The organism is Ensifer sp. BR816 (assembly GCF_000378985.1).
Lineage (GTDB): Bacteria > Pseudomonadota > Alphaproteobacteria > Rhizobiales > Rhizobiaceae > Sinorhizobium.
This window is the reverse complement of record NZ_KB905370.1, coordinates 6,023,622-6,043,949: the sequence shown is the minus strand read 5'-3', so window position 1 is coordinate 6,043,949 and position 20,328 is coordinate 6,023,622. Positions and strand designations below refer to the sequence as shown.

Genomic DNA, 20,328 nt, shown 5'->3' with positions numbered 1-20,328 from the left:
TTTCCGATCGGCATGGAGATGCAATTCATCAAAGGGACAAACCGCCCCTCCCGGCGCGCGATCCTGCTGAAATTCGAAGCGAGCGTTATCTAGATTGCCTGCAACCTAAAACTGTTCTATGGCTTGCCTCTATAGGGTCTTGGGGGCGTAAATGGCAAACATTTCAGTAGCGTCGAATTACTCGCTCAACATGAGCGATTTCGATTTCAGCACGATCTATTACGGGACGTCCTACGTCCAGACAGGAACGCTCTTTCGGGTATATTATTCGAACGGTGTCATTGAGGATTTCCGCGGCACTGGCCTCACTTACAACGCCTATGGTGAGCCAATAACCGGCACGATCACGAGCTATGCGGCCTGGTACAGCGGACAGCAGCTCTTCAACGTGCAGGGGTCGGTCGCTGCTACGAAGATTGTCGCGGCCGCGCAGACCGTCGGTACCAGCGATGATCTTGGTGTCATCATCGAGGTTTTGAAGGGCAACGACACCATTTCGGGTGGCAACCTTGCCGATGTCCTCTACGCCTTCGACGGCAATGATGTCGTTACCGGCAATGGTGGCAACGACTTCCTCTATGGCTATGCTGGCAACGACACCATCATTGGCGGAACAGGCAGTGACAGGATCGATGGTGGCGTCGGCAGTGACACCGCCTCGTATGCCACCGCTTCGGTCGGGATTACAGCGAGCCTGATTGCGCCTGCGAGCAACACGAACGATGCCAAGGGTGACACCTACTATTCTATCGAGAACCTCCTCGGCTCACGCTTCACCGACCTGCTTGTCGGCAACTCAGCGATCAACATCCTCACCGGTGGAGACGGCAACGACACCCTGATCGGCGGCGCCGGCGGCGACAAACTCTATGGGGGTAATGGATCCGACACCGCCTCCTATGCCAACGCAGCAGCGGGGGTCATCGCTAACCTCGGCATGTCGAGCTCCAATACTGGAGACGCGAAGGGGGATAGCTATTCGTCAATCGAGGACCTGATCGGCTCCAAGAACGCCGACGAACTCTATGGCACGGCCGGCGCAAACAGCATCTCCGGCGGCGCCGGCAACGACATCATCGGCGCAGGCTGGGGCAATGATTTGGTCTATGGGGGAGCCGGGGCCGATAAGCTGGTCGGCGGCACGGGTGCCGACAAGTTTGTGTTCAAGGCACTTTCGGAGTCTGCAGGATCGACGTTCGATTCGATCTTCGACTTCATGACCAGCGAGCAGGACAGGCTTGATCTTTCGGCGATCGATGCAAGCACTCTGGCCGCCGGCAATCAGGCATTCGCGTTTATCGGCACTGCCGCGTTTACGGGTACGGCCGGGCAGCTTCGATACGTGAAGCAAGCCTCCGACACCTACATCTACGGTGATGTGAACGGCGACAAACTTGCTGACCTCAAGATCCACCTGGATGACGCCGTGACGCTGACGAAGGACTATTTCATCCTCTGATCGCGCTCACCGCAACTGCACAGGGAACCCCGCTTCGGCGGGGTTTTTTATTGCCTATGGGTAGACACTTCCTCTCACAAAAGATGGTGATGCATGGCTCGGAAAACTCTTCCCGTCGCCCTCGAACTCATGTTCGGGGATGAGGGCGGCTATTCGAATCGCAGCTCGGATCGCGGCAACTGGCTGCATGGTGCGCTCGTCGGCACGAAATACGGCGTCACGGGCGCCACGCTTGCGGCGCACCGTGGCGTGAAGTCGGTCACTGCGGACCAGGTCAGGGCAATGAGCCGCGAAGAGGCTGTCGACATTTACCGGCGATCGTTCTGGCCGCAGTGCGGCGGCGATCTCCTTCCGCCGGGGCTTGATTATGCCGTGTTCAATAGCGGTGGGATGTCCGGTCCTTCGAGAGCCGTGAAGATCCTGCAAAGTGTCCTCGGCGTGCGCGAGGACGGGCATGTAGGCGAGCAGACGCTCGGGGCTGTGCGCAAGTATCCAGGCGGCGTCAGCACGTTGGTCCATGCCTATTGCGACGCCTACATGCGTTTCCTGCGATCGCTCACGAATGCCAAGACTGGCTTTCCGGTCAACGGTCGCGGCTGGACCATTCGCATCACCGGCAAGGACCCGAAGGGTGAATGGGCTGATCAGCTGGGCGTGGTTGGAAATGCCGCGAGCCTGGCGGCTGACGCCAGCGGCCAGACCGTGGAGAAGCCGCAAACGCCGCCGGAGGCTGCCGCCAAGGCCGATAGCCGCGATACGGGCCTCCGCGAAATCCTGAAGAAGCCTGAGGCATGGGGGCCGATCGGCAGCATTCTCACTGCCGGAGGCGCGATCATTGCTGGCAACGGTCCAGTGCAGTGGGCGCTAGCCGCGATCATGGTTGCCAGTGCCGGCCTCGGGCTCTGGTATTTCGTGCGGCGTGTGCGGGAGGCGGGGTAATGCTCTCGAGTGCGCGCATGGTCGCGGCTGCGGCCATGCTGGCGGTCGTCGCCGGTGTTCTTGTCTGGATCTACCGGCAGGGCGGCGACGGCGTCAGAAACTCCGTCGAAAGGCAAAACAATGAAGCGGCGAAAAGCGCTGATGCGAAGCGCCTTGACTATGATGCCTGCTCTCATTCTGGCGGGCTGTGGAACTTCGGCGCCGGCAAATGTGAGCGGCTTGCGCGAAGTGGTCGGCGCTGACCTCGTCGGGGTTCGCGGCGCCACGCCGGCAGACCAGCGCAGGATAGACCGGACGGTCGTCGGCCTTTGTGCCGCGTCAGTCTGGACCAGGAATGAGTGCGTGAAGCACGGGGAGGGGCGGAATGGTTGATGCCACAGTCCACCAGCAGCTCGGGACGCTGATTGCCGAGGTGAAAAATCTGCGGGAGGACTTCCGCCGGTCGCAGGACAGGTCCGATGCCGGACGGGTGTCGATGGACCAGCGCATGGACGAACTCGTCGAAAGGGTTCGAACGCTCGAGGGATCGGTAACGCTCGTCAAAGAAGAGATCGCCGAGATGAAGCCGGTAACCGAGGAAGTTCGCAAATGGAAGCTGATCGGGATGGGCGCGCTTGGCGTCATCGGCATCGGCGGCGCGGCACTCGGCGTCACATTCGCCGATGTGGCCAAGCGGGCTCTGATGCTGCTCAGGGCTGCATAGTTTTGTTTGCCGGAGTTGTTCTGCTCGCCGGCTTCAACGCCGACTTTTGGATCAGTCGTCGTCGAAGAGGAGGAAGTCTCGGTAGCGTCGACTCGTCAGCCGCAGCGAGCGATCCGGCTCGATCACATAGGTCTCGTATACGCGACGACCGAACGGGTCGATGAACTGATGGGGCACGATACTGCCGACCGGCGCCTTGGTCAGTTTCGTACGCGGCTGGCCGCCATAGGTGATGCTGCCGGGAATAGGTTCAAGATAGGGCGAGTAGCCCACCGACGCCGTCGTCACCTCGCAGCCGGTGAGCAACAGGACAGTGCAAAAGGTGGAAAGTACATGTTTCATCGCAATCTCCGAGTTGCAGAGTTCCTACCGCGTCGGTCGAAGATATCGTAGTCGATGCGCCGGCTCGCCGGCCGGAACGAACGTTTCGGCTCAATTATATAGGTTTCCGAGGCTCGGCGCCCGAAATCTTCGAAGAAGCGGTGCGGCACGATGCTGCCGAGGCGCGCCTTGGTGAGTTTCGCGAGGTGCTGGCGATGTCGCAAGGTCGTCAATCGCGTCTCGTGATGAAGTCGTAGTCTATATAGCGGCGCACCAGCCTAAGCGTCCGGTCCGGCTGGATCACATAGGTTTCACGGGCGAGCCCGCCTTGCTGGGTGAAGAACTGATGCGGCACGATGCTGCCAACCGGCGCCTTGATGAGTTTCGTGCGCGGCTGGCCGCCATAGGTGATGCTGCCGGGGGTCGGCTCCAGTTCGGGCGGCGTGGTGGTGCAGGCCGCAAGGAGGAGCATGGCTGCGCAGGCGATAGCAGCTGATTTCATCGCGGCGACCTCGGTTGCTGTTCGTCCGGCCGACCCGACCATCAATCGTCCATATCGCCGAAGATATCGTAGTCGATTCGACGGCCCACGAGTCGCAACGAGCGGTCCGGTTCGATCACATAGGTCTCATAGACCCGGTGGCCGAAATTGTCGAAAAACTGGTGCGGGACGATGCTGCCGACCGGCGCCTTGGTGAGTCTGGTGCGCGGCTGGCCGCCATAGGTGATGCTGCCGGGAATGGGCTCGAGGTAGCGCCCATAGCCGACCGTCGCCGGCCGGGCGGTCGTGCAGGCGCAGAGCAGGAAGGCGGCAAAAAGGGCAGGCAAGACGTGCTTCATGGCGATCCTCTCGATTCCAATGCTTTGAGACGCCGTGCGAAGAAACACGCGCAGCTTCCTATCCGTTACCGGTCGGTCATGAGATCATAGTCGATGCGGCGGCTTATCAGCCGCAGGGAACGGTCAGGCTGGATGACGTAGGTTTCGGAAACCTGACGGCCAAATTTGTCGCGGAAGCGGTGCGGGACGATGCTGCCGACCGGCGCCTTGGTGAGTTTGGTGCGTGGCTGGCCGCCATAGGTAATGCTGCCGGGGATCGGCTCCAGGTTGGGGCCATAGCCGACAGTTTGCGTCGAAGTGCAGGCGCCGAGCATCAGAGCCGCAAAAATCGCGGGAAGGGTACTCTTCATGGCGATGTTCTCCGCCCAGGCCGTAAACGCCGCTGCAAGCTCCGCGCCAGCAGGCGACGATTGCACGTCTAACTGGTACGATATTGTATTCCTGAAGCAGCAACGATCAAAGAGCGGAACAAGTTTCGGCGGTTTCCTGGTGACACACGGCATTTCAGCGCAGATTTTTGAACATTTCAGTTGCGCAGGACGCCTGGATTGAACGATCTAGGAAGTCGGACACGCAAGCTGCGGCCTGCGGGGCGGACGTGGACCTTTTCAAGGAATGGCGCGTTGCAGCCCTGCGGGCGTCCTTACGGCGTGTCGCGTCCAGTCCGCCGCAGGTGTTGTACATGACTGCCGAACAGTCTCTTTCGTTTCTCGTCATTGGCACCATGATGGTCTTCTTCATATGGGACCGATTCCGCTATGACGTCGTTGCCTGTTCGGCGCTGATGCTTGCGGTCGCGGTGGGCATTGTCCCGTACGACCACGCGTTTGACGGTTTCAGCGACGACATCGTGATCATCGTCGGCAGCGCGCTGATCGTGAGCGCCGGCGTGGCGCGGTCCGGTGTCGTCGATGCCGCGATCCAGCGCTTTCTTCCGGATCTCAATTCGGTGCGGGCCCAGCTTGCCCTGCTCGTGGTAACGGTCACGGTGCTTTCGTCCTTCATCAAGAACATCGGCGCGCTTGCGATCATGATACCGGTCGCCTTCCAGTTCGCCCGACGTTCGGGCGTCCAGCCATCGGTGTTTCTGATGCCCATGGCTTTCGGCTCGCTGATCGGCGGACTTATGACGCAGATTGGCACCTCACCCAATGTCGTCGTGTCGCGGGTACGGCAGGAGCTGACCGGTGAGAGTTTCAGCATGTTCGATTTTACCCCCGTCGGGGCCTCGCTGGCGCTGGTAGGGGCGGTTTTTCTGCTTTTCGCCTATCGGCTGGTGCCGGAGCGAAAGAGCCAGCAGGTCTCGGTGCAGCAGGCGATCGAGATCACCGACTATACGTCCGAAGCGGTGGTCGCGCCCGGCTCACCGGCGATCGGCAAGTCGCTCAGCACCCTCGTGAAGCTCGGCGACGGCGGCGCGGTCGTCATTGCGATCTTCCGTCGCGGCACCCATCTGGCGCCGCTGCCCGACGTGGTGATCGAAACGGACGACATCCTGCTGCTCGAAGGTGGCCCGGCTGCGCTCGACCGCATCGTTTCGCAGGCGAAGCTGAAAATTTCCGGCGATCGATCGCCAACGTCCGCCGAGTCGGCGCGTACCGAGATCGAAGCGATCGAGGCGGTGATCGTCAGCGGCTCGCCACTGGTCGGCATGTCTGCGGAACGCCTTGCGCTCTTCCACAATCACAATATCAACCTGCTTGCCGTAAGCCGCCAGGGCGAAAGGCTCAAGCAGCGCCTCGGCAGCATTAGGTTGCGGGCCGGCGACATCGTCGTCTTGCAGGGGACGCGGGCGGATCTGCCGGCCTTCCTCCAGGACTTCAGTTGCCTCCCGCTTGCCCAACGGGACATCCTGCTTGGGACCATCCGGCGCGCGCCAGTGCCGCTTCTTGTCCTGGCAGCCGCGATGGGCGCGACGGCGGCCGGCATTCTGCCGGTTCAGGTGGCTTTCTTCGCAGCCGCCCTCGCCATGGTGGTCTTCCGCGTCATTCCGCTGCGGGAGGTCTATCGGGCCGTCGACGGGCCGATCCTCGTCATGCTCGCAGCGCTGATCCCGGTCAGCGACACATTGCGCACGACCGGCGGCTCGGATCTCATAGCGGGGTGGTTGAGCGGCATCGCTGTCAACCTGCCGCCGGCCGGTGCGCTCATGCTTATTCTGGTCGCAGCCATGGCGGTCACACCCTTCCTCAACAATGCCGCCACCGTGCTCGTCATGGCGCCGATCGCCGCGAGCTTCGCATCTGCGCTCGACTACAGGCCGGACGCCTTCCTGATGGCCGTGGCGATCGGCGCCGGCTCAGACTTCCTCACCCCGATCGGCCACCAATGCAACACGCTGGTCATGGGCCCCGGCGGTTATCGCTTCAGCGACTATCCGCGACTCGGCCTGCCGCTCTCCATCGTGATAGTGCTCGTCGCCGTGCCGATGTTGATGTGGGTCTGGCCGTTACGATAGGTCAAGGCGTCCTACGCCGGTCCGTCGACGCTGCATGGATTTGCGCGGCGAAGAAGCCGGGTCGGATACTTGTAGACATTTTTTCGTTGCCAGTTGTTATGTTATTTAGTTACAAAAATGTGTGACGTCTCGGCAGAAGAAAACATCGAGGATCTCGTCACGCTAGCCGCCGCGTATGCTGGACGGGCTGAGAGCGGAACGGCGTTCCGCCCGGGATCGAGCCGGAACGCGGAACCGCCGCCAGCTTCCCACGCTTCCTTTTCGGATTGGGACGGTGAGGCGTCCGCCTTTGCTCCAGCCGCGGTCATCGTCTCAGAGGCGATGTCGGGGCATTTCCAGTGATGGAGGTGAGATGATGAACTGCAATGTAGAAGGCGCCAGCCTTCGCGTCGAGGGGCTGGAATGGGGTCCGCAATATCAGCTTCTCCGTCGCTCCGGGCGGTCGTCTCGCAATCATCGGCCCGAACGGCGCCGGCAAGACGTCGCTCCTGCGCTGCCTCTATCGCGCCGTGCAGCCGGTCGCGGGGCGGGTCGAGGTCGACGGCGTCGATGCCGGGGCGATGACGGCGCGGGAGGCGGCGAAGACGATTGCCGTCGTACTCCAGGAGACGCCCGGCGACTTTCCCTTCAGCGTCCGCGACGTCGTCATGATGGGGCGGATCCCACGGCGCGAGGGCATGAGTGGCTGGACGGCGCTGGACCGGGAGCGGGTGGCGCATGCGCTGGACCATCTGGATCTGGTTCATCTTGTCCGGCGTCAGTTCGCGACACTTTCGGGCGGCGAGAAGCAGCGGGTGCGGATCGCGCGAGCGCTCGCCCAGGAACCGCGCATCATCATCCTGGATGAACCAACCAACCATCTCGACATACGCCACCAGCTTGAAATGCTCTGCTGCAAAGGCTGAAGCTCACCATCGTCACGACACTGCACGACATCAATCTTGCGTTGGACTTCGCGACGGATGTGGCACTCGTATCCGAAGGCAAACTCGCCGCCTTCGACCCGCCGGGGGAGGTGCTGGACCCCTTGGCGCTTTCCGTCGCCTTCGGTGTCCGTGCGACGGCTCACGTGTCCGAAGAAGGCTATGCAGCGCGTTTCTCGTTTTCGCTTTCGAACGCGGGTCCGGTACAGCAGGCGTAATCGGCGCATGGCCAGCGCGTGTTGACTTCAACCGGGCCCGCCTGGCGGAATGGCAGCGCCATCTGGGCGGCATCAGAAGCTTGAACCGCGTGACATTGAAGATCGACGCTGGAAACCGCATGATCGGCTCCTATCTGAAGGGCGAGTCAGGAGAGGCAGTCGAATGAGTAATAGGGTGGAGATCTGCACGCCGGATGAGGTGCTGAAGTTCTGGTTCACGGAGCTTTCCTACGACCACTGGTTCACGCCCAGTCCTGACCTAGATCGGCAGTGCGCGCAGCGTTTTCAGGCGTCACATGTGGCACTTTCCAGGGCGCTCGACGATAGCTGGCGCCAGACGCCGAACAGTTGGCTGGCTGCCATCATTCTCTTCGATCAATTGCCGCGGAACATGTATCGGGGCTCCCCGCTCGCCTATGCAACCGACTGTCTCGCGCTGCGCGAAGCGAAGGTCGCCGTCGGCGCCAGTGCCGATATCGCGGTGCCGGCGGATTGGCGCCCCTTTTTCTACATGCCGTTCGAGCATTCCGAGAGCCTTACCGATCAGACGATGGCGGTGAAGCTATTTACCGCACTCGGCGACCCTGGTTATCTCGATTATGCCATTCGCCATCGGGAGGTGATCGAGCGGTTCGGCCGCTTCCCGCATCGCAACGCGATCCTGGGACGGACTTCGACGCCGGCCGAGGAGGAATATCTCGCGCTTCCGGGCGCCGGCTTCTGACGGAGGGAGGAATGGGTATGAGCGTGGAACCATTGCCGTGGGAAGCCGGGTGCAGATGCGGGCAGGTGCGTATGAAGGTCAGCGCCCCACCGCTTATCACCATGGCCTGCCATTGCACGGGCTGTCAGCGCATGACGGCGAGCGCTTACTCATTGAGCGTAGCCATCCCAAGCGAAGGCTTCGCGGTGACGAAGGGCGATCCGGTGATCGGCGGGTTGCATGGGGCGACGCGCCACTTTTTCTGCCCGCATTGCATGAGCTGGCTGTTCACCCGTCCCGAAGGAATGGACTGGTTCGTGAACCTTCGCGCGACCATGCTGGATGACACCCGCTGGTTCGCGCCTTTCATCGAAACCTGGGCGAGCGAGAAGTTGCCATGGGCGAGCACGTCTGCCGTCCATAGCTACGAGACGGTGCCGGCCATGGAAGATTACGAAGGGCTACTGCAAGGCTATGCGGAATGGGCCGCAAAGCCAGAGGCGTGAAATAATGGATCGAGGCGAAGTGGGTCCGCTTGCCATGATGGAGGCTTCCGGCCGGTGAGCGCTCGCCGTTGTCATTGCGGGCGCGGGGTTGTACCATTTGCGCTGACCTCTCTTCGTGGGGTGGAACACAGCGCGGCGCGTAAATTGGCGCACATTGCTGTCGAATGGTTGCAGGAATTGTTGGCGTGAAGGCCGGCAAACGCGGACTTCACCAGAGGGTGCGAGGTCCAATTCGGAAGCTATTTTTGTCCGGGAATGAAGACGACTGCATGTTCCTTAAATCGTAGCCGATTTAAGGAACAAAGCATCAGCAATTCAAGTGCTACAGCGTCCTTAGTGCGCCTGAAAGACGCATGGCGCTGTAGCGAGAACGTCGACTCCATGCAGTCGGCGGCGTACGCTCGAAAATGAGGCTAGGGTCGACTGCTCCAAGTGCAGAGGCGCCGCGGACGACAGTCTTTCCCGTTTTCTTGAAGTGGATCAACGAGATGCCGGAGAAGCATGATATTGACGCTGGCGGAAAACCTGTAAGCGCGGAGGAGCTTCGCATGCGACTCCTCCAACGGGAAATGGAGGAAATGGACAAGGAGCGGAAGCTCAAGGCGATCCAGGAGCAGAAGCACGCGGATTTCGCCGCGGATTTCCTCAAGAAGCATGTGACGGAGGAAGAGATCGCCGTGGTGCGCCGTCTGGTGGCGAATGCGGTCAGGGACGGCAAGTTCGAGGCGATGGTCTACAGCTTTCCATCGGAACTCTGCACCGACAGCGGCCGGGCGATCAACAGCGGCGACCGGGACTGGCCGGAGACGCTCCAGGGCAAGGCCCGAGAGTTCTTCGAGCGCTACCAGACCTACGGCAAGCCCCAAGGCTACAAGCTGAAGGCGATGATCATCAATTTCCCGGGCGGCATGCCCGGCGAGGTCGGTTTCTTCCTGAACTGGGCACCGGAAAAGATCTGAGTTTCCGAGGAACTGATTGTCGTACAATGGAAGCAATTGCGCGTCCGAAAGGACGCGCAATTGAGGTCAATACACGTTTGGGACCAAGCGGCGGGCGCGGGTGGTTTCGACATAGTCGTCGGGCCGCTTCTGGCGCTTCCCCAGATCAGGCTCCTCGAATTTCACCCGCTCATAGGGGATCGACGCCAGAATGTGCGAGATGCAATTGATGCGTGCCTGCTTCTTGTCATTGGAAGGCACGATCCACCAGGGGGCATACTCGGTGTCCGTCATTCGGATCATGTCGTCATAGGCGCGGGTGTAGTCCCACCAGCGGCGATAGGACTCGACGTCCATCGGGCTGAGCTTCCACTGGCGCAGCGGGTCACCGATCCGCTGGCGGAAGCGGCGTTCCTGCTCATCCTCGCTGACATCGAGGAAATACTTCAGCAAGACAATCCCGCTTTCGACCATGGCGGCCTCGAAACGTGGTGCAAGCTCGAGAAACCGCTTCGCCTTTTCGTCGGTACAGAAGCCCATTACGCGCTCGACGCCCGGCCGATTGTACCAGGAGCGGTCGAATATCACGACCTCGCCGGCGGCCGGCAGGTGCTGGATGTAGCGCTGCATATAGATCTGGGTCTTCTCGCGGTCGGTCGGCGCCGGGAGCGCGATGACGCGAAAGACGCGCGGGCTGACGCGCTCCGTGAGACGCTTGATCACGCCGCCTTTACCTGCGGCGTCGCGCCCCTCGAAGACAATCACGATACGAGCCCCGGTCTTCTTCACCCAGGCCTGGAGGTGGGCGATCTCGATCTGCAGCCGATCGAGCTCCTTCTGATAGGCGCGGGGCGAGTCGGCCTCGGCCGCATTCGCGCTGGCCGTAAGCTTGGTCTTGTCTTTGTCCTTGCTCTTGGCCCTTTGTTTTTCTCGGTCTTTCTTGCCGTTCTTAGCCATGTCCTTCCTCCCTGTTTGCTGAATTCAGTTCTTACCCAGCCGCGCGTTCCGACCGGCCCGCGAAGGCGGCGAGCGCGTCCTCAATGCCCGCAAAGACCATGGTGGGGCCGATTTTCTCGATTACGCCCGCCCGATCGAGCATCGCCCGCGCATCAGAATGCAGTTCCGCCAGCCCCAGCGTGATGCCGCGCTTCTTCAGTTCGTCACCAACTTCATCGAGCATGGCAGTCGCCGTGCTGTCGATCTGGGGGATCGCACTTGCATCGATGACCAGCCAACCAGCACCGGCTGGTAGCGTCTCGGCAATGGAAAGCAGACGCGCCTGGACGTAGTCGGTGTTGAAGAAAAGCAGGCTGCCCTGGATCATGCAGGCGCCGAAGCCCGGCACCGGACGGGCCTGAGGTTCTCGGTGCAGCTTGTAAAACCCATCCCGACCGGGAATGCGGCCGAGCAGAGCATCGTGCGGGTACATGCTTTTCCGCAGAAGATAGACCAGCGTCGCGGCAATCGCGATCATCACGCCATTCAGAACGCCGAGCCCAATCGGCCCCCACATCGCGATCAACGCGAAGACGAATTCCATGCGGCTGACCCGCCAAATGTGCCTCAGAGCCGCCAGATCAATCAGGCTTAACGCCGTTGCCGCCAGGATCGCACCAAGCGCCGGGATCGGCAGGATGCGCAGGACGCCTCCCAAAAAGAGCAGCACCGCAATCAATGTCGCCGCCGCGACGAGGCTGGCGATTTGCGAACGGCCTCCAACGGCGAAGTTCACGGCCGTTCGTGAATCGGAAGCCGTAACCGGAAATGTGCCAAACAGCCCCGCGGCAATGTTTGCAGCGCCAAACCCCGCAAGTTCGCGGTTCGGATCGACTTGGTAGCCGCCAAGCGTCCCGAAGCTGCGGGCCGCGATGACGCCCGAGCCGAAGCTCACCAGAAAGATCGCCGCTGCTCCGACGAACAATGTGTCGATGGGAAGATCTCCCATCCGCGGCAGCGTCAACGCAGGCAGCCCCTCGGGAATGTTGCCGACGATCGCGATGCCGCGCGCCTCGAAATCGAAGGCGGATGAAAGCAATACGGACAGAACGACGACGATCACGGGACCGGGCACGGGGGACTTGACGGCCCGCGCCACCTGCAGCAGGACAAAACATCCGAGGGCCAGCACCAGCGATGGCCAATGGATCGACCCAGCCTCGCGTAGAAGTTCGAGAACAGGCGCGATAAGGCCATCTGCGTCGATATCCACTCCGGTGAACCGTTTGATCTGGCCGATCAGGATTGAGAGTGAGATTCCCGCGAAGAACCCGGTCAGGATCGGGCGCGATAGAAAGGTCGCCAGCACCCCTAGGCGCACCGCCCGAGCCGCGAGACAAAACGCCCCAACCGCCAGAGCCAGCAGGGCTGCCACGGTGACCCGATCGGTCGTTACTCCGGGCGTGGCAAAGATCGCGGCGAGGACCGCGGCGAGCACCGTCATCGTTGCCGCATCCGGCCCGACGATGAGCTTCCGGGAGGGGCCGAAAAGCGCATAGGCAACCAGCGGCGTGATGCTGGCGTAGAGTCCGGTCTCCGGCGGAAGACCGGCAATCGCCGGGTAGGCGATGGCGCTCGGCAGGCCGACGGCGGCGATCGCAAGCCCTGCGGAGACATCATTCCGCAGGCCGCTCGCGTCATAGCCCTCGAGTCCAGTGAGAAGGGGCAGCCGGGGGATGGTCAAAGGCATCCTGGCGGCCCTCCGGATCAATGCCCTGTCAGGACAAGCGTCTGCACAGGCAGGAGCAGTGCCTGCAGCCTAAGAATCATGGCATGCACCAGCCCGACGGCGTCCACCATATGCAGGAAGAACCAACGCGGCGTACTGATATCCGGCGACTGCAACTCGTCGTGATTGCTGGTATAGGCGTTGGCGATACAACTGCTGCCGGGCGGGATGCCGGTGAACTGGCCTTCAAAAAGCGGCTCGAGATACGTCGTCAGGGTCCCGGGGCGCGCCATTTGTTGCACGTCGGCGAGTTGATCGGTCGGCCGGATCTGACCGGTCGCAATGACGTCCTGGACCTCGGTGACCACCATCGGAATGATCGTGAAGGGTTTGCCGACGCAGGTCGCCTCGGCGATCATGCCGGGCCTCATGACCTGGGCCTCGATCTGGCCGAAGCCGGCGATGAGCCCTATGCGACGATCATCGGGTATCAGGATGCCGGCCGAACGGATCATCGGATTGACGACGTCGCCTGGTCGCAGAGCAAACTGCTGAACCATGCCCGCCGTGCCGGCGCGTACGAAGGTCTTGTCGAGTTCGACCTGGGCCTGCGCAAGTGCCGCCTCGGCGCTCGCCTTCTGCGCCGGTAGAAGCGAGGCGATCTTCATCTCGAGGGTCTGCTTGTTCGAAACGGCGGCGGCGAGCGCACCTTTCCGGGCATCCGCGGCCACCTGGCGCCTCTCGATCTCGCGCCTAGCGACGATGTTCGGATTGCGCTTATTGAGTTCAACCTGCGTCTCGAGTTCGTCCAGAGCCTGTTGGTAGGCGCCTTCCGCCTGAGCGATCAGGCCATCCGCTGCCGCGAGTTCGGTCGTCGCGACCGCAGTCTCGGCATCGATCTCGGAGACGCGCCGGCGGGCTGTCTCAAGGGCCGCGTTCTGTTCCGTGCTGTCCAGGCGGAAGAGGGGGGCTCCGGCGGCGACCTTTTCATTCGTGCCGACGAAGACCTCCGCCACTCGCCCGTTCGACTCCGGCAGGATGGTCACGGTGCGGAAAACCGCCGTAACGTTTGTCGTGGACGGGTGGTAGTAGAAAATGAGCGTAATCAGCGAAATCGTGAGAATCACGCAGGCGGTGATACCCCAACGCAGCTCGAACCACATCGAATAAAGGTTGATCTCCTGCCCGATCCGCTTTCCCTGAACATAGCGCCGGAAGAGGAAGTCCGGAAAGATCGTGAGCATAGAGCAGATCATGAACTCCAACATGGCTCATCCCCTCCGCCCTGACAGGGTGTCGCTCTTCGAAGGTTCCGCTTCGAACGGTGTCCATTGGGGCTCCGATTGTACCGGATGCGGTCTCGCCGGTGCATCGGGGTGCTCCGTGGGCGCGGTTTCGAGTGGCGGACCGTTTCGGTCAGCGATCTTTCGCAGTGAGTCCGCCATCGAGCCTACCGGTGTCGAGAAGTCCGGAAACTCGATCAGCGCCAGCAGTAGCGCCGCAATCCAGAAGAGATGGTTGTGCGTGAAGAGCGCTATCAGCGACAGGACGGCGACCAGCTGAAGCTGCGTCTTGCTCGCACCGTGCGCCATATGCTCGGGTAGGGCGTGCAGCCTGAGATACAGCACCCCGACCAACAAGATCAGCAGGAGCACGAACACGACCATGATGTTGAAGAGCGTATCCGTGCCGCCCGGTGGCGTGATGAACATGGGTAGATGGTCGACTGCGGCCGGATGCATTGAATCTGCCATTTCCGATCCCTCACGCAGAACGCGATGTTGCGCAGTTGATCATACCTCTTTCCTCTTTCCCAGTCTCCCTTTTGGGTAAATGCGTTAGAGCGAAAGGTTCGTGATGCGGTAGAAGGAGCGTTGCGTTGTGAACTCGTGCGGATTCACATAGAAATCATCGTTTCGGGTCTGATTTTGCATCTTTTTGCCGTGTTGCGTATGCACATCGGATGATAACCGCCCGGCGATCAGACCGTGGCTCCCGAACTTCGAAGGATATCGAATTGCATCGTGCTGGAAAGTTGAACGCTCTGTTGATTGCCGTTTTGTTGGGCGTGCTGACGTTGGCCGGCGGAGGATTGGCGACGGCCCAACAGGCGGCGCAGCCGCAACAGGCCACGCCTTCGCCGCAGCAGCCACAGCCGACCCCGCAAGAACCTGCGCAGCCCGCTCAACCGCCGCCGCAGGGTGAGGCTGGCGACGCGCAGGAAGCGCCCGATTCTCCATTGCTGCAGCAGGCGGAGGACCAACTCACCCAGGCCGAACGCGAACTCAGGCAACTGTCCGATCGCGTCAGCGCCGCCGACGAGGACGATACGCTGCTTGCCGAACTCAAGGTGCAGGTCGACGAACTGTCGAAGCACATCATTTCGGCATCGGTGGCGACGCGCCCTCGCCTCGACGAAATCAAGGCCAGGCTTACCGAATTGGGCGATCCGCCGGGCGAGGGGCAGCCGCGCGAGGCGCCAATCGTCACGGAGGAGCGAAAGCGCCTGCTCGCCGAGCGTGGCGCCATCAACGCGTTGACCGGAAGGGCGGAGGGTCTTTCGGTGGAAGCGAGGAAGCTCGCCAACGCCATCACGGCTACCCGTCGCGCGCTGTTCTCCAACACATTGCTGAAGCGTACCGAAGTTTCGCTGGCAATGCTGAGCGAGGCAATATCGACCACCGCTGACGAAAGCAGGGCGTTGTGGCGCAGCGTCAGCAGTTGGGTGACCTTTGCGTGGAACTACAAGCGCATCCCCTTCCTCAGCGCGATCTTCCTCTCACTTTGCGGGGCGTTGATCTTCCTTGTGGGCAGCTACAGGCTTTTCTCGCCCTTCCTCCTGCACCACGAGGAAGAGGAAGAGCCCACCTATTTCAGGCAGCTTTCGCTGGCGTTCTGGTCGACCCTGATACCGACGATGTCGCTCATTGCCTTCGCGGCCTCCAGCTATTTCTTTCTCAGCAGCTTCAATGTCTTGCGACCGGACATCGCGCCGATCATTGCGGTCACGCTTGGCATGGGTGTTGCCCTTTTCTTCGTCACCCGGCTCGCGAGTGCCGTTCTTTCGCCGGCGCGTTCGAGCTGGCGTCTTGTGCGCGTTTCGGACCGCGGTGCGCGCATGCTGATGGTCCCGATCTTCGCCATGGCGCTGGTCAATGGTCTCGACTATTTGCTCGGGAGCATCAGCGATTCCCTTGGTTCGCCCGTCCTGCTGACCGTCGCCAAGAGCTTCCTGGCATCGATCATCATCGGCCTCACTCTGATGTCGATGGCCTGGATTCGTCCGACCCTCAGGCCGGACGAGCCTTTTGACGCACCTGGCCGGCCGTGGCCGCGGGTCATATCCGTCTCGTTCCTGTTGATGGGGGCTGGCCTCATCGCCATTGCCCTCACGGGCTATGTCGGTCTGGCGCGTTTCATCGCTACGCAGATCATCGTCACCGGCGCCATCCTGGTGACGATGTATATCGGCATTCTCACCGGCCGATCGGTTTCCAAGCAGGGCGCGTTCGCCGAAACGGTAGTGGGGCGCTATCTCGAGCGTCGCTTCAGGCTGGAACAGGTCGGGCTTGACCAGATCGGCCTTGCGGCCGGTCTCGGCATATATGCCCTTGTCGTGCTCTTCTTCATTCCGCTGATCCTGCTGCAATGGGGCTTCCAGATCGCGGATATCGAATCCTGGGTCTATCGGTTCGTAACGGAGATCAGGATCGGAACGATCACGATCTCGCTCGTCGGCCTTCTCGCAGGCGTACTCTTCTTCGCGATAGGCTTTGTCGTCACGCGTTGGGTGCAGCGCTGGATCGACGGCAACGTCATGGCGCGCAGCCGCGTCGATGCCGGCGTGCGCAATTCCATCCGCACCGGCATCGGCTATACCGGTGTCGGGATAGCGGCCCTGATCGGCCTGTCGGCGGCCGGCATCGACCTTTCGAGCCTCGCTCTCGTCGCCGGTGCTCTCTCGCTCGGCGTCGGTTTCGGTTTGCAGAACATCGTCTCGAACTTCGTCTCCGGCCTGATCCTGCTTGTCGAGCGGCCCTTCAAGGTTGGCGACTGGATCGTCAGCGGCACGACCGAGGGGTTCGTGCGGCGCATCTCGGTCCGCGCCACCGAAATCGAGACCTTCCAGCATCAGTCGATCATGATGCCGAATTCGCTGCTCATCAACGCATCGGTTGGCAACTGGACCCACCGCAACAAGCTTGGACGCTCTGAGGTCAGCGTTACGCTCGGCTATGCCAGCGAGCCGCGCCGGGTCATCGAGATCTTGCAGGAAATTGCCGCCGCCCATCCGATGGTTCTCAAGAATCCGGCGCCGAATGTCGGCTTCACCGCCTTCGGTGACGAGCGAATGACCTTCGAATTGCGCATCTATGTCGCCGACGTGCTGGCGGCCGGTGGTGTCCGCAACGACATTCGCGTCTCGATCTACGAGCGCTTTCGCGACGAGGGGATCGGCGCCCCATTCCCGGTGAAGGTTGAAGACACGACGCCGGAAGATGCGACGCCGTCCGACATCGAGTTCCCGGCGACCGGGGAAGACAATGCCGAGTCGCAGGCCGAGGAGAGCGAGGTGCGCGGTCGGTCCGTCGGAAGGCGCAGCAGCGCCCGCTGAAGGGTTCATCGTCCATGTCGCCGCCATGGGCGAGGCCAGCGAGGGAGTCGGCGACCCGAGAGCAATTCCAGGAAAAGTTTGTAACGGTTTCCGCCCGGAATTGCGTAATTTCAGAGAGTTGGATCATTTTCACCGTTTCAATGAAACGATGAAATGATCCATGTCGCCGGCGCAGCGCGACGCGCGTTCAGCCGCTGGCGCGAGCAGCCCGGCGCTTCAGCGCACCGGGCCCGGGACGTGGTGACAAAAAGGGGCGGCCTATAGTAGGCCGCCCCTTTGAAAGCCGTCGTTACCCGGCCAATGCCTGGGCGACCGGCACAACGTGCGGCCATACCTCCAATGCGCCGCGATAGATCATATCGACAGCGACGTAGAGGATGATCGCCAGACCGACATAGGCGATCCAGTGGTAGCGGGCGAGCAGTCTCGCGATGAAGCTCGCTGCGACGCCCATCATAGCGATCGAGAGCATGAGTCCGAAGACGAGGATCGTCGGATGCTCGCGCGCGGCGCCCGCGACGGCAAGAACGTTGTCGAGCGACATCGAAACGTCGGCCACGACGATCTGGGTCGCGGCCTGTGCGAAGGTCTTCTTCGGGGCGTTGGCGGCGTCCAACCCCACCTCTTCATGTCCGCCCGAACGAATCTCGCGCCACATTTTCCAGCAGACCCAAAGCAGGAGAATGCCGCCGGCGAGGAGGAGGCCGATAATTGCCAGAAGCTGGACCGTGAAGGCGGCGAGCACGATGCGAAGCACGGTGGCGGCAATGATGCCGACGAGAATCGCCTTCTTGCGCTGCTCGAGCGGAAGGCCTGCCGCCGCTAGGCCGATAACCACGGCATTGTCCCCGGCAAGTACGAGGTCGATGACGATAACTTGCATAAGCGCCAATAGTCCGGCGGACGTGAAAATCTCCATAAGCTGTAATCCTTGTATACCCTGCATCCCCGAAACGCCGGGCCGGCGTCGCAAACGCATAGACCGTGAACAATCGACGGATCAAGGGGGCCGGGAAGATCTCGTCCAAAAGATGCTCCGCAGATCGGCGATTCGTCGCCACATGTGACATTTAGGGCCTGCCCGCGGCGCCGCTGACGTCGGCGCTTCTGAACAGCAGCGCAACGCGCCATTCAGCGGTTATTCAGCACTTCTCTCATATAAAGCATGCAACCGTCGCCTACAGCGCCGCGCGTCTTCTCAGACGCGCAAAGGTCGCTGTAGCACTTTGAATCTACGCATCGTGCTTTCCGAAAATCGATTCCGATTTTCGGGCCGATGCGCTAGGCTGGCGTCGGCTGAAGGGGTGGCCGGTAGTTTTGCCACGGGGCGAAAGGGTGACCGGTCGAGGGGACGGCGCGCAGCGCGCCGAGGGCCATGAAGACAGTTTTTGCTGCCTTGCTTTGCGGCATGCTCGTCACCGGTAGCGCGAATGCTGCAATGGTGACCAACAAGGATGGCGAATCCGCCATACTGGTCATCGTCGAGGGGGAAAGCCGGATGGAAGTGATCGTCGATTCCGGCGCCACGGAAATGATCTGCCCGAGCGGTTGTTTCGTAACCGCGCCAAGCGGTGATCACATTGGCCTCCGGGGCGACGAGACCATCGAAATCGTCAACGGGTCCGTTGTCGTCAAATAGCGAAACCTTTCCCTCCAAACGATGAGCGGCGGGGCCGATGCCCGCCGCCTTGTTCAGCTGGTGCAATGCCGTCCAGGCAATCATCCGCGGAGCGGCTCAGGCGTGGTGTGCGCTGACCGCCTTGACCAGCTCGCCCGCCAATTGCTGGCTGGTGCAGTGTGAAATGTCGCCCAGCGACAACATGCCGACCATGCGCTTGTCGTCGTTGATGACCGGCAGCCGCCGGATCTTCTTCGACTCCATCAGGTGAATGGCGTCTTCGACCTGTTCACCGGTGCGGCAATAGACGATGTCCCTGGTCATGACGTCGCGGGCGGTCAAAGAGGCGACATCTCGGCCATTCGCCAGCGCTCGTAGCGTAACGTCGCGATCCGTCACCATGCCGATCAGACGATCGTTTTCGCCGACTGGCAACGCACCGATATCCTCTTCCTTCATGATCCGCGCAATCGTCCGCAGATCCGTTTCCGGGCCGATCCAACGAACACCGGAATGCATGGCCTCTTCCGTTCTCATCATATCCTCCCATGTTTTGCCAAACCCCATTATACGCCTGAAATCATGGCTAATCGTTGGAATTTGGCTGCCGATGGGAATTGCGCGAAAGTATTGGACACGCGCAGACGGGTGATGCGAAGCGCCGCTCAGGACAGCTTCCGTCGCCGTTCCAGCTCTGCTTCCGTCGGCTGTTCGAATTCGAAGGAACCCGTGACGACCGGTCCGCCGCGGAGATATTTGTTGACCGTAACGCCGGTTCCGGAGACCTTCGAGCTCACCAGTTTCAGCGCCATCGGCGTCGCGCCGTCGCCGAACAGCTTCTTGCCCTTTCCGAGAATGACGGGAAAGTACGAGATATACATCTCGTCGACCAGATCGTTGCGGAAAAGGGTCTGGAGGAAATCCGTCGAGCCCTGCGTCAGCAGATCCGGTCCTTCCTCGCTTTTCAGCTTCCTGAGCGCGGCAACCACGTCGCCGCCCAGGGTTTGGCTTTTCTGCCAATCGAGCTTCAGGGCCGGATTGCGCGTCGCGACATATTTGGTGATGCGGTCGAACAAGGAGCCGATCGGGTCGTCGGCGCCGGCATAGGGCCAATGCGCCGCGAAGATGTCATAGGTTTTCCGGCCGAGCAGCAGGTCAAACGGCGTGGCAAACATTTCGTCCACCGCCTGCCCCATGGCCTCGTCGAAATAGGGGAAGGCCCAGCCGCCATACTGGAAGCCGCCAACGGGATCTTCATGCGGCCCTCCCGGCGCCTGCATGATTCCATCAAGGCTTACGAATGCACCAACGATGATCTTCCTCATTGCGGCTCTCCTTGATCGAACTGCAGCGCCGTGCGTCTTCTCAGCTGCGCACGTCGCTGCAGCACCTCGAATTGTTGCATGTCTTGTTCTCAAATCG

Annotated in this window: 25 protein-coding genes; 14 read left to right on the top strand and 11 right to left on the bottom strand. The window is 61.4% G+C overall.

All coding sequences use genetic code 11. From position 1 onward, the window contains the following. The first annotated feature begins 151 nt into the window (after positions 1–151). The 5 genes from RHIBR816_RS0129175 (at position 152) to RHIBR816_RS0129160 (ending at position 3,101) form a co-directional block, all read left to right on the top strand. Positions 152–1,459 (top strand): calcium-binding protein, encoded by a 1,308-nt coding sequence (locus RHIBR816_RS0129175; RefSeq protein ID WP_245262676.1) that lies wholly within the window; start codon positions 152–154, stop codon positions 1,457–1,459. A 93-nt stretch (positions 1,460–1,552) separates the two neighbouring features. Further along, positions 1,553–2,398: a glycoside hydrolase family 108 protein gene (locus RHIBR816_RS0129170; RefSeq protein WP_245262674.1), complete on the top strand. Its 846-nt coding sequence runs from the start codon at positions 1,553–1,555 to the stop codon at positions 2,396–2,398. 35 nt (positions 2,399–2,433) lie between these two features. Continuing rightward, positions 2,434–2,640, top strand: coding sequence for a hypothetical protein (locus tag RHIBR816_RS35360; protein WP_198294162.1), 207 nt, complete (start codon positions 2,434–2,436; stop codon positions 2,638–2,640). After that, entirely contained in the window at positions 2,540–2,770 is a 231-nt protein-coding gene (locus RHIBR816_RS38595) for a hypothetical protein (protein WP_085929559.1), read from the top strand. Before RHIBR816_RS35360 ends, RHIBR816_RS38595 begins: the two co-directional genes overlap by 101 nt. Further along, positions 2,763–3,101: a DUF1515 family protein gene (locus RHIBR816_RS0129160; protein ID WP_018240120.1), complete on the top strand. Its 339-nt coding sequence runs from the start codon at positions 2,763–2,765 to the stop codon at positions 3,099–3,101. Before RHIBR816_RS38595 ends, RHIBR816_RS0129160 begins: the two co-directional genes overlap by 8 nt. Before the next feature lie 51 nt (positions 3,102–3,152). Here the strand turns inward: RHIBR816_RS0129160 and RHIBR816_RS0129155 are convergent, their stop codons facing one another. The 4 genes from RHIBR816_RS0129155 to RHIBR816_RS0129135 all read right to left on the bottom strand — a co-directional run bounded on the left by RHIBR816_RS0129155 (position 3,153) and on the right by RHIBR816_RS0129135 (position 4,612). Then, positions 3,153–3,443, bottom strand: a complete 291-nt coding sequence (locus tag RHIBR816_RS0129155; RefSeq protein WP_018240119.1) for a hypothetical protein — start codon at positions 3,441–3,443, stop codon at positions 3,153–3,155. Positions 3,444–3,651: 208 nt separating this feature from the next. Continuing rightward, positions 3,652–3,924: a hypothetical protein gene (locus tag RHIBR816_RS0129145; protein ID WP_034816741.1), complete on the bottom strand. Its 273-nt coding sequence runs from the start codon at positions 3,922–3,924 to the stop codon at positions 3,652–3,654. Positions 3,925–3,965: 41 nt separating this feature from the next. Beyond that, a complete protein-coding gene (locus RHIBR816_RS0129140) occupies positions 3,966–4,262 on the bottom strand; it encodes a membrane protein (protein ID WP_026187556.1) in 297 nt (98 codons plus the stop codon). A 65-nt stretch (positions 4,263–4,327) separates the two neighbouring features. Beyond that, entirely contained in the window at positions 4,328–4,612 is a 285-nt protein-coding gene (locus tag RHIBR816_RS0129135) for a hypothetical protein (protein ID WP_084811205.1), read from the bottom strand. Between RHIBR816_RS0129135 and RHIBR816_RS36555 the strand changes: the two genes are divergently transcribed. The 7 genes from RHIBR816_RS36555 to RHIBR816_RS0129105 all read left to right on the top strand — a co-directional run bounded on the left by RHIBR816_RS36555 (position 4,611) and on the right by RHIBR816_RS0129105 (position 10,029). Continuing rightward, on the top strand, positions 4,611–4,814 hold the full coding sequence (locus tag RHIBR816_RS36555; RefSeq protein WP_084811204.1) for a hypothetical protein: 204 nt from the start codon (positions 4,611–4,613) through the stop codon (positions 4,812–4,814). The genes RHIBR816_RS0129135 and RHIBR816_RS36555 overlap by 2 nt on opposite strands. A gap of 130 nt (positions 4,815–4,944) precedes the next feature. Further along, positions 4,945–6,720 carry an SLC13 family permease gene (locus tag RHIBR816_RS0129130; protein ID WP_026187554.1) on the top strand — a complete coding sequence of 592 codons (1,776 nt, stop codon included), beginning with the start codon at positions 4,945–4,947 and terminating at the stop codon, positions 6,718–6,720. Positions 6,721–7,136: 416 nt separating this feature from the next. Then, positions 7,137–7,625, top strand: a complete 489-nt coding sequence (locus tag RHIBR816_RS38585; RefSeq protein ID WP_371259075.1) for an ABC transporter ATP-binding protein — start codon at positions 7,137–7,139, stop codon at positions 7,623–7,625. A 59-nt stretch (positions 7,626–7,684) separates the two neighbouring features. Further along, positions 7,685–7,861: a hypothetical protein gene (locus tag RHIBR816_RS38580; RefSeq protein ID WP_245262673.1), complete on the top strand. Its 177-nt coding sequence runs from the start codon at positions 7,685–7,687 to the stop codon at positions 7,859–7,861. A 163-nt stretch (positions 7,862–8,024) separates the two neighbouring features. After that, positions 8,025–8,585 (top strand): DUF924 family protein, encoded by a 561-nt coding sequence (locus RHIBR816_RS0129115; RefSeq protein ID WP_026187553.1) that lies wholly within the window; start codon positions 8,025–8,027, stop codon positions 8,583–8,585. Positions 8,586–8,602: 17 nt separating this feature from the next. After that, entirely contained in the window at positions 8,603–9,070 is a 468-nt protein-coding gene (locus RHIBR816_RS0129110) for a GFA family protein (RefSeq protein WP_026187552.1), read from the top strand. Positions 9,071–9,558: 488 nt separating this feature from the next. Next, positions 9,559–10,029, top strand: a complete 471-nt coding sequence (locus RHIBR816_RS0129105) for a hypothetical protein (RefSeq protein WP_018240109.1) — start codon at positions 9,559–9,561, stop codon at positions 10,027–10,029. 66 nt (positions 10,030–10,095) lie between these two features. Here the strand turns inward: RHIBR816_RS0129105 and ppk2 are convergent, their stop codons facing one another. From ppk2 to RHIBR816_RS0129085, 4 genes are read right to left on the bottom strand one after another with little or no spacing between them, the layout of a single operon-like run. Further along, positions 10,096–10,965 (bottom strand): polyphosphate kinase 2, encoded by an 870-nt coding sequence (gene ppk2, locus RHIBR816_RS0129100; protein ID WP_018240108.1) that lies wholly within the window; start codon positions 10,963–10,965, stop codon positions 10,096–10,098. Between the two features lie 31 nt (positions 10,966–10,996). Further along, complete coding sequence (locus RHIBR816_RS0129095; protein WP_018240107.1) at positions 10,997–12,694, bottom strand: SulP family inorganic anion transporter; 1,698 nt, start codon at positions 12,692–12,694, stop codon at positions 10,997–10,999. A 17-nt stretch (positions 12,695–12,711) separates the two neighbouring features. Then, entirely contained in the window at positions 12,712–13,941 is a 1,230-nt protein-coding gene (locus tag RHIBR816_RS0129090; RefSeq protein ID WP_018240106.1) for an HlyD family secretion protein, read from the bottom strand. Between the two features lie 3 nt (positions 13,942–13,944). After that, positions 13,945–14,427: a hypothetical protein gene (locus RHIBR816_RS0129085; protein WP_026187551.1), complete on the bottom strand. Its 483-nt coding sequence runs from the start codon at positions 14,425–14,427 to the stop codon at positions 13,945–13,947. 209 nt (positions 14,428–14,636) lie between these two features. On the opposite strand from RHIBR816_RS0129085, the gene RHIBR816_RS0129075 reads away from it, so the two are divergent. Next, positions 14,637–17,288, top strand: a complete 2,652-nt coding sequence (locus tag RHIBR816_RS0129075) for a mechanosensitive ion channel family protein (protein ID WP_198294161.1) — start codon at positions 14,637–14,639, stop codon at positions 17,286–17,288. A 289-nt stretch (positions 17,289–17,577) separates the two neighbouring features. Here RHIBR816_RS0129075 and RHIBR816_RS0129070 read toward each other — a convergent pair whose 3' ends face one another. After that, positions 17,578–18,207, bottom strand: a complete 630-nt coding sequence (locus RHIBR816_RS0129070) for a TerC family protein (RefSeq protein WP_026187549.1) — start codon at positions 18,205–18,207, stop codon at positions 17,578–17,580. Positions 18,208–18,663: 456 nt separating this feature from the next. On the opposite strand from RHIBR816_RS0129070, the gene RHIBR816_RS0129065 reads away from it, so the two are divergent. Further along, a complete protein-coding gene (locus RHIBR816_RS0129065) occupies positions 18,664–18,927 on the top strand; it encodes a hypothetical protein (RefSeq protein WP_018240101.1) in 264 nt (87 codons plus the stop codon). A 96-nt stretch (positions 18,928–19,023) separates the two neighbouring features. On the opposite strand, the gene RHIBR816_RS0129060 is transcribed toward RHIBR816_RS0129065, so the two are convergent. Beyond that, a complete protein-coding gene (locus RHIBR816_RS0129060; RefSeq protein WP_026187548.1) occupies positions 19,024–19,443 on the bottom strand; it encodes a CBS domain-containing protein in 420 nt (139 codons plus the stop codon). Positions 19,444–19,571: 128 nt separating this feature from the next. Then, complete coding sequence (locus RHIBR816_RS0129055) at positions 19,572–20,231, bottom strand: dihydrofolate reductase family protein (RefSeq protein ID WP_018240099.1); 660 nt, start codon at positions 20,229–20,231, stop codon at positions 19,572–19,574. Positions 20,232–20,328 lie beyond the last annotated feature (97 nt).

Excerpts from the sequence above, each read along its gene's own strand:
- RHIBR816_RS0129175 (WP_245262676.1), top strand. The coding sequence starts at position 152 with ATGGCAAACATTTCAGTAGCGTCGAATTACTCGCTCAACATGAGCGAT.
- RHIBR816_RS0129170 (WP_245262674.1), top strand. The coding sequence starts at position 1,553 with ATGGCTCGGAAAACTCTTCCCGTCGCCCTCGAACTCATGTTCGGGGAT.
- RHIBR816_RS35360 (WP_198294162.1), top strand. The coding sequence starts at position 2,434 with ATGCTGGCGGTCGTCGCCGGTGTTCTTGTCTGGATCTACCGGCAGGGC.
- RHIBR816_RS38595 (WP_085929559.1), top strand. The coding sequence starts at position 2,540 with ATGCGAAGCGCCTTGACTATGATGCCTGCTCTCATTCTGGCGGGCTGT.
- RHIBR816_RS0129160 (WP_018240120.1), top strand. The coding sequence starts at position 2,763 with ATGGTTGATGCCACAGTCCACCAGCAGCTCGGGACGCTGATTGCCGAG.
- RHIBR816_RS0129155 (WP_018240119.1), bottom strand. The coding sequence starts at position 3,443 with ATGAAACATGTACTTTCCACCTTTTGCACTGTCCTGTTGCTCACCGGC.
- RHIBR816_RS0129145 (WP_034816741.1), bottom strand. The coding sequence starts at position 3,924 with ATGAAATCAGCTGCTATCGCCTGCGCAGCCATGCTCCTCCTTGCGGCC.
- RHIBR816_RS0129140 (WP_026187556.1), bottom strand. The coding sequence starts at position 4,262 with ATGAAGCACGTCTTGCCTGCCCTTTTTGCCGCCTTCCTGCTCTGCGCC.
- RHIBR816_RS36555 (WP_084811204.1), top strand. The coding sequence starts at position 4,611 with ATGGCGATGTTCTCCGCCCAGGCCGTAAACGCCGCTGCAAGCTCCGCG.
- RHIBR816_RS0129135 (WP_084811205.1), bottom strand. The coding sequence starts at position 4,612 with ATGAAGAGTACCCTTCCCGCGATTTTTGCGGCTCTGATGCTCGGCGCC.
- RHIBR816_RS0129130 (WP_026187554.1), top strand. The coding sequence starts at position 4,945 with ATGACTGCCGAACAGTCTCTTTCGTTTCTCGTCATTGGCACCATGATG.
- RHIBR816_RS0129115 (WP_026187553.1), top strand. The coding sequence starts at position 8,025 with ATGAGTAATAGGGTGGAGATCTGCACGCCGGATGAGGTGCTGAAGTTC.
- RHIBR816_RS0129110 (WP_026187552.1), top strand. The coding sequence starts at position 8,603 with ATGAGCGTGGAACCATTGCCGTGGGAAGCCGGGTGCAGATGCGGGCAG.
- RHIBR816_RS0129105 (WP_018240109.1), top strand. The coding sequence starts at position 9,559 with ATGCCGGAGAAGCATGATATTGACGCTGGCGGAAAACCTGTAAGCGCG.
- ppk2 (WP_018240108.1), bottom strand. The coding sequence starts at position 10,965 with ATGGCTAAGAACGGCAAGAAAGACCGAGAAAAACAAAGGGCCAAGAGC.
- RHIBR816_RS0129095 (WP_018240107.1), bottom strand. The coding sequence starts at position 12,694 with ATGCCTTTGACCATCCCCCGGCTGCCCCTTCTCACTGGACTCGAGGGC.
- RHIBR816_RS0129090 (WP_018240106.1), bottom strand. The coding sequence starts at position 13,941 with ATGTTGGAGTTCATGATCTGCTCTATGCTCACGATCTTTCCGGACTTC.
- RHIBR816_RS0129085 (WP_026187551.1), bottom strand. The coding sequence starts at position 14,427 with ATGGCAGATTCAATGCATCCGGCCGCAGTCGACCATCTACCCATGTTC.
- RHIBR816_RS0129075 (WP_198294161.1), top strand. The coding sequence starts at position 14,637 with ATGATAACCGCCCGGCGATCAGACCGTGGCTCCCGAACTTCGAAGGAT.
- RHIBR816_RS0129070 (WP_026187549.1), bottom strand. The coding sequence starts at position 18,207 with ATGGAGATTTTCACGTCCGCCGGACTATTGGCGCTTATGCAAGTTATC.
- RHIBR816_RS0129065 (WP_018240101.1), top strand. The coding sequence starts at position 18,664 with ATGAAGACAGTTTTTGCTGCCTTGCTTTGCGGCATGCTCGTCACCGGT.
- RHIBR816_RS0129060 (WP_026187548.1), bottom strand. The coding sequence starts at position 19,443 with ATGAGAACGGAAGAGGCCATGCATTCCGGTGTTCGTTGGATCGGCCCG.
- RHIBR816_RS0129055 (WP_018240099.1), bottom strand. The coding sequence starts at position 20,231 with ATGAGGAAGATCATCGTTGGTGCATTCGTAAGCCTTGATGGAATCATG.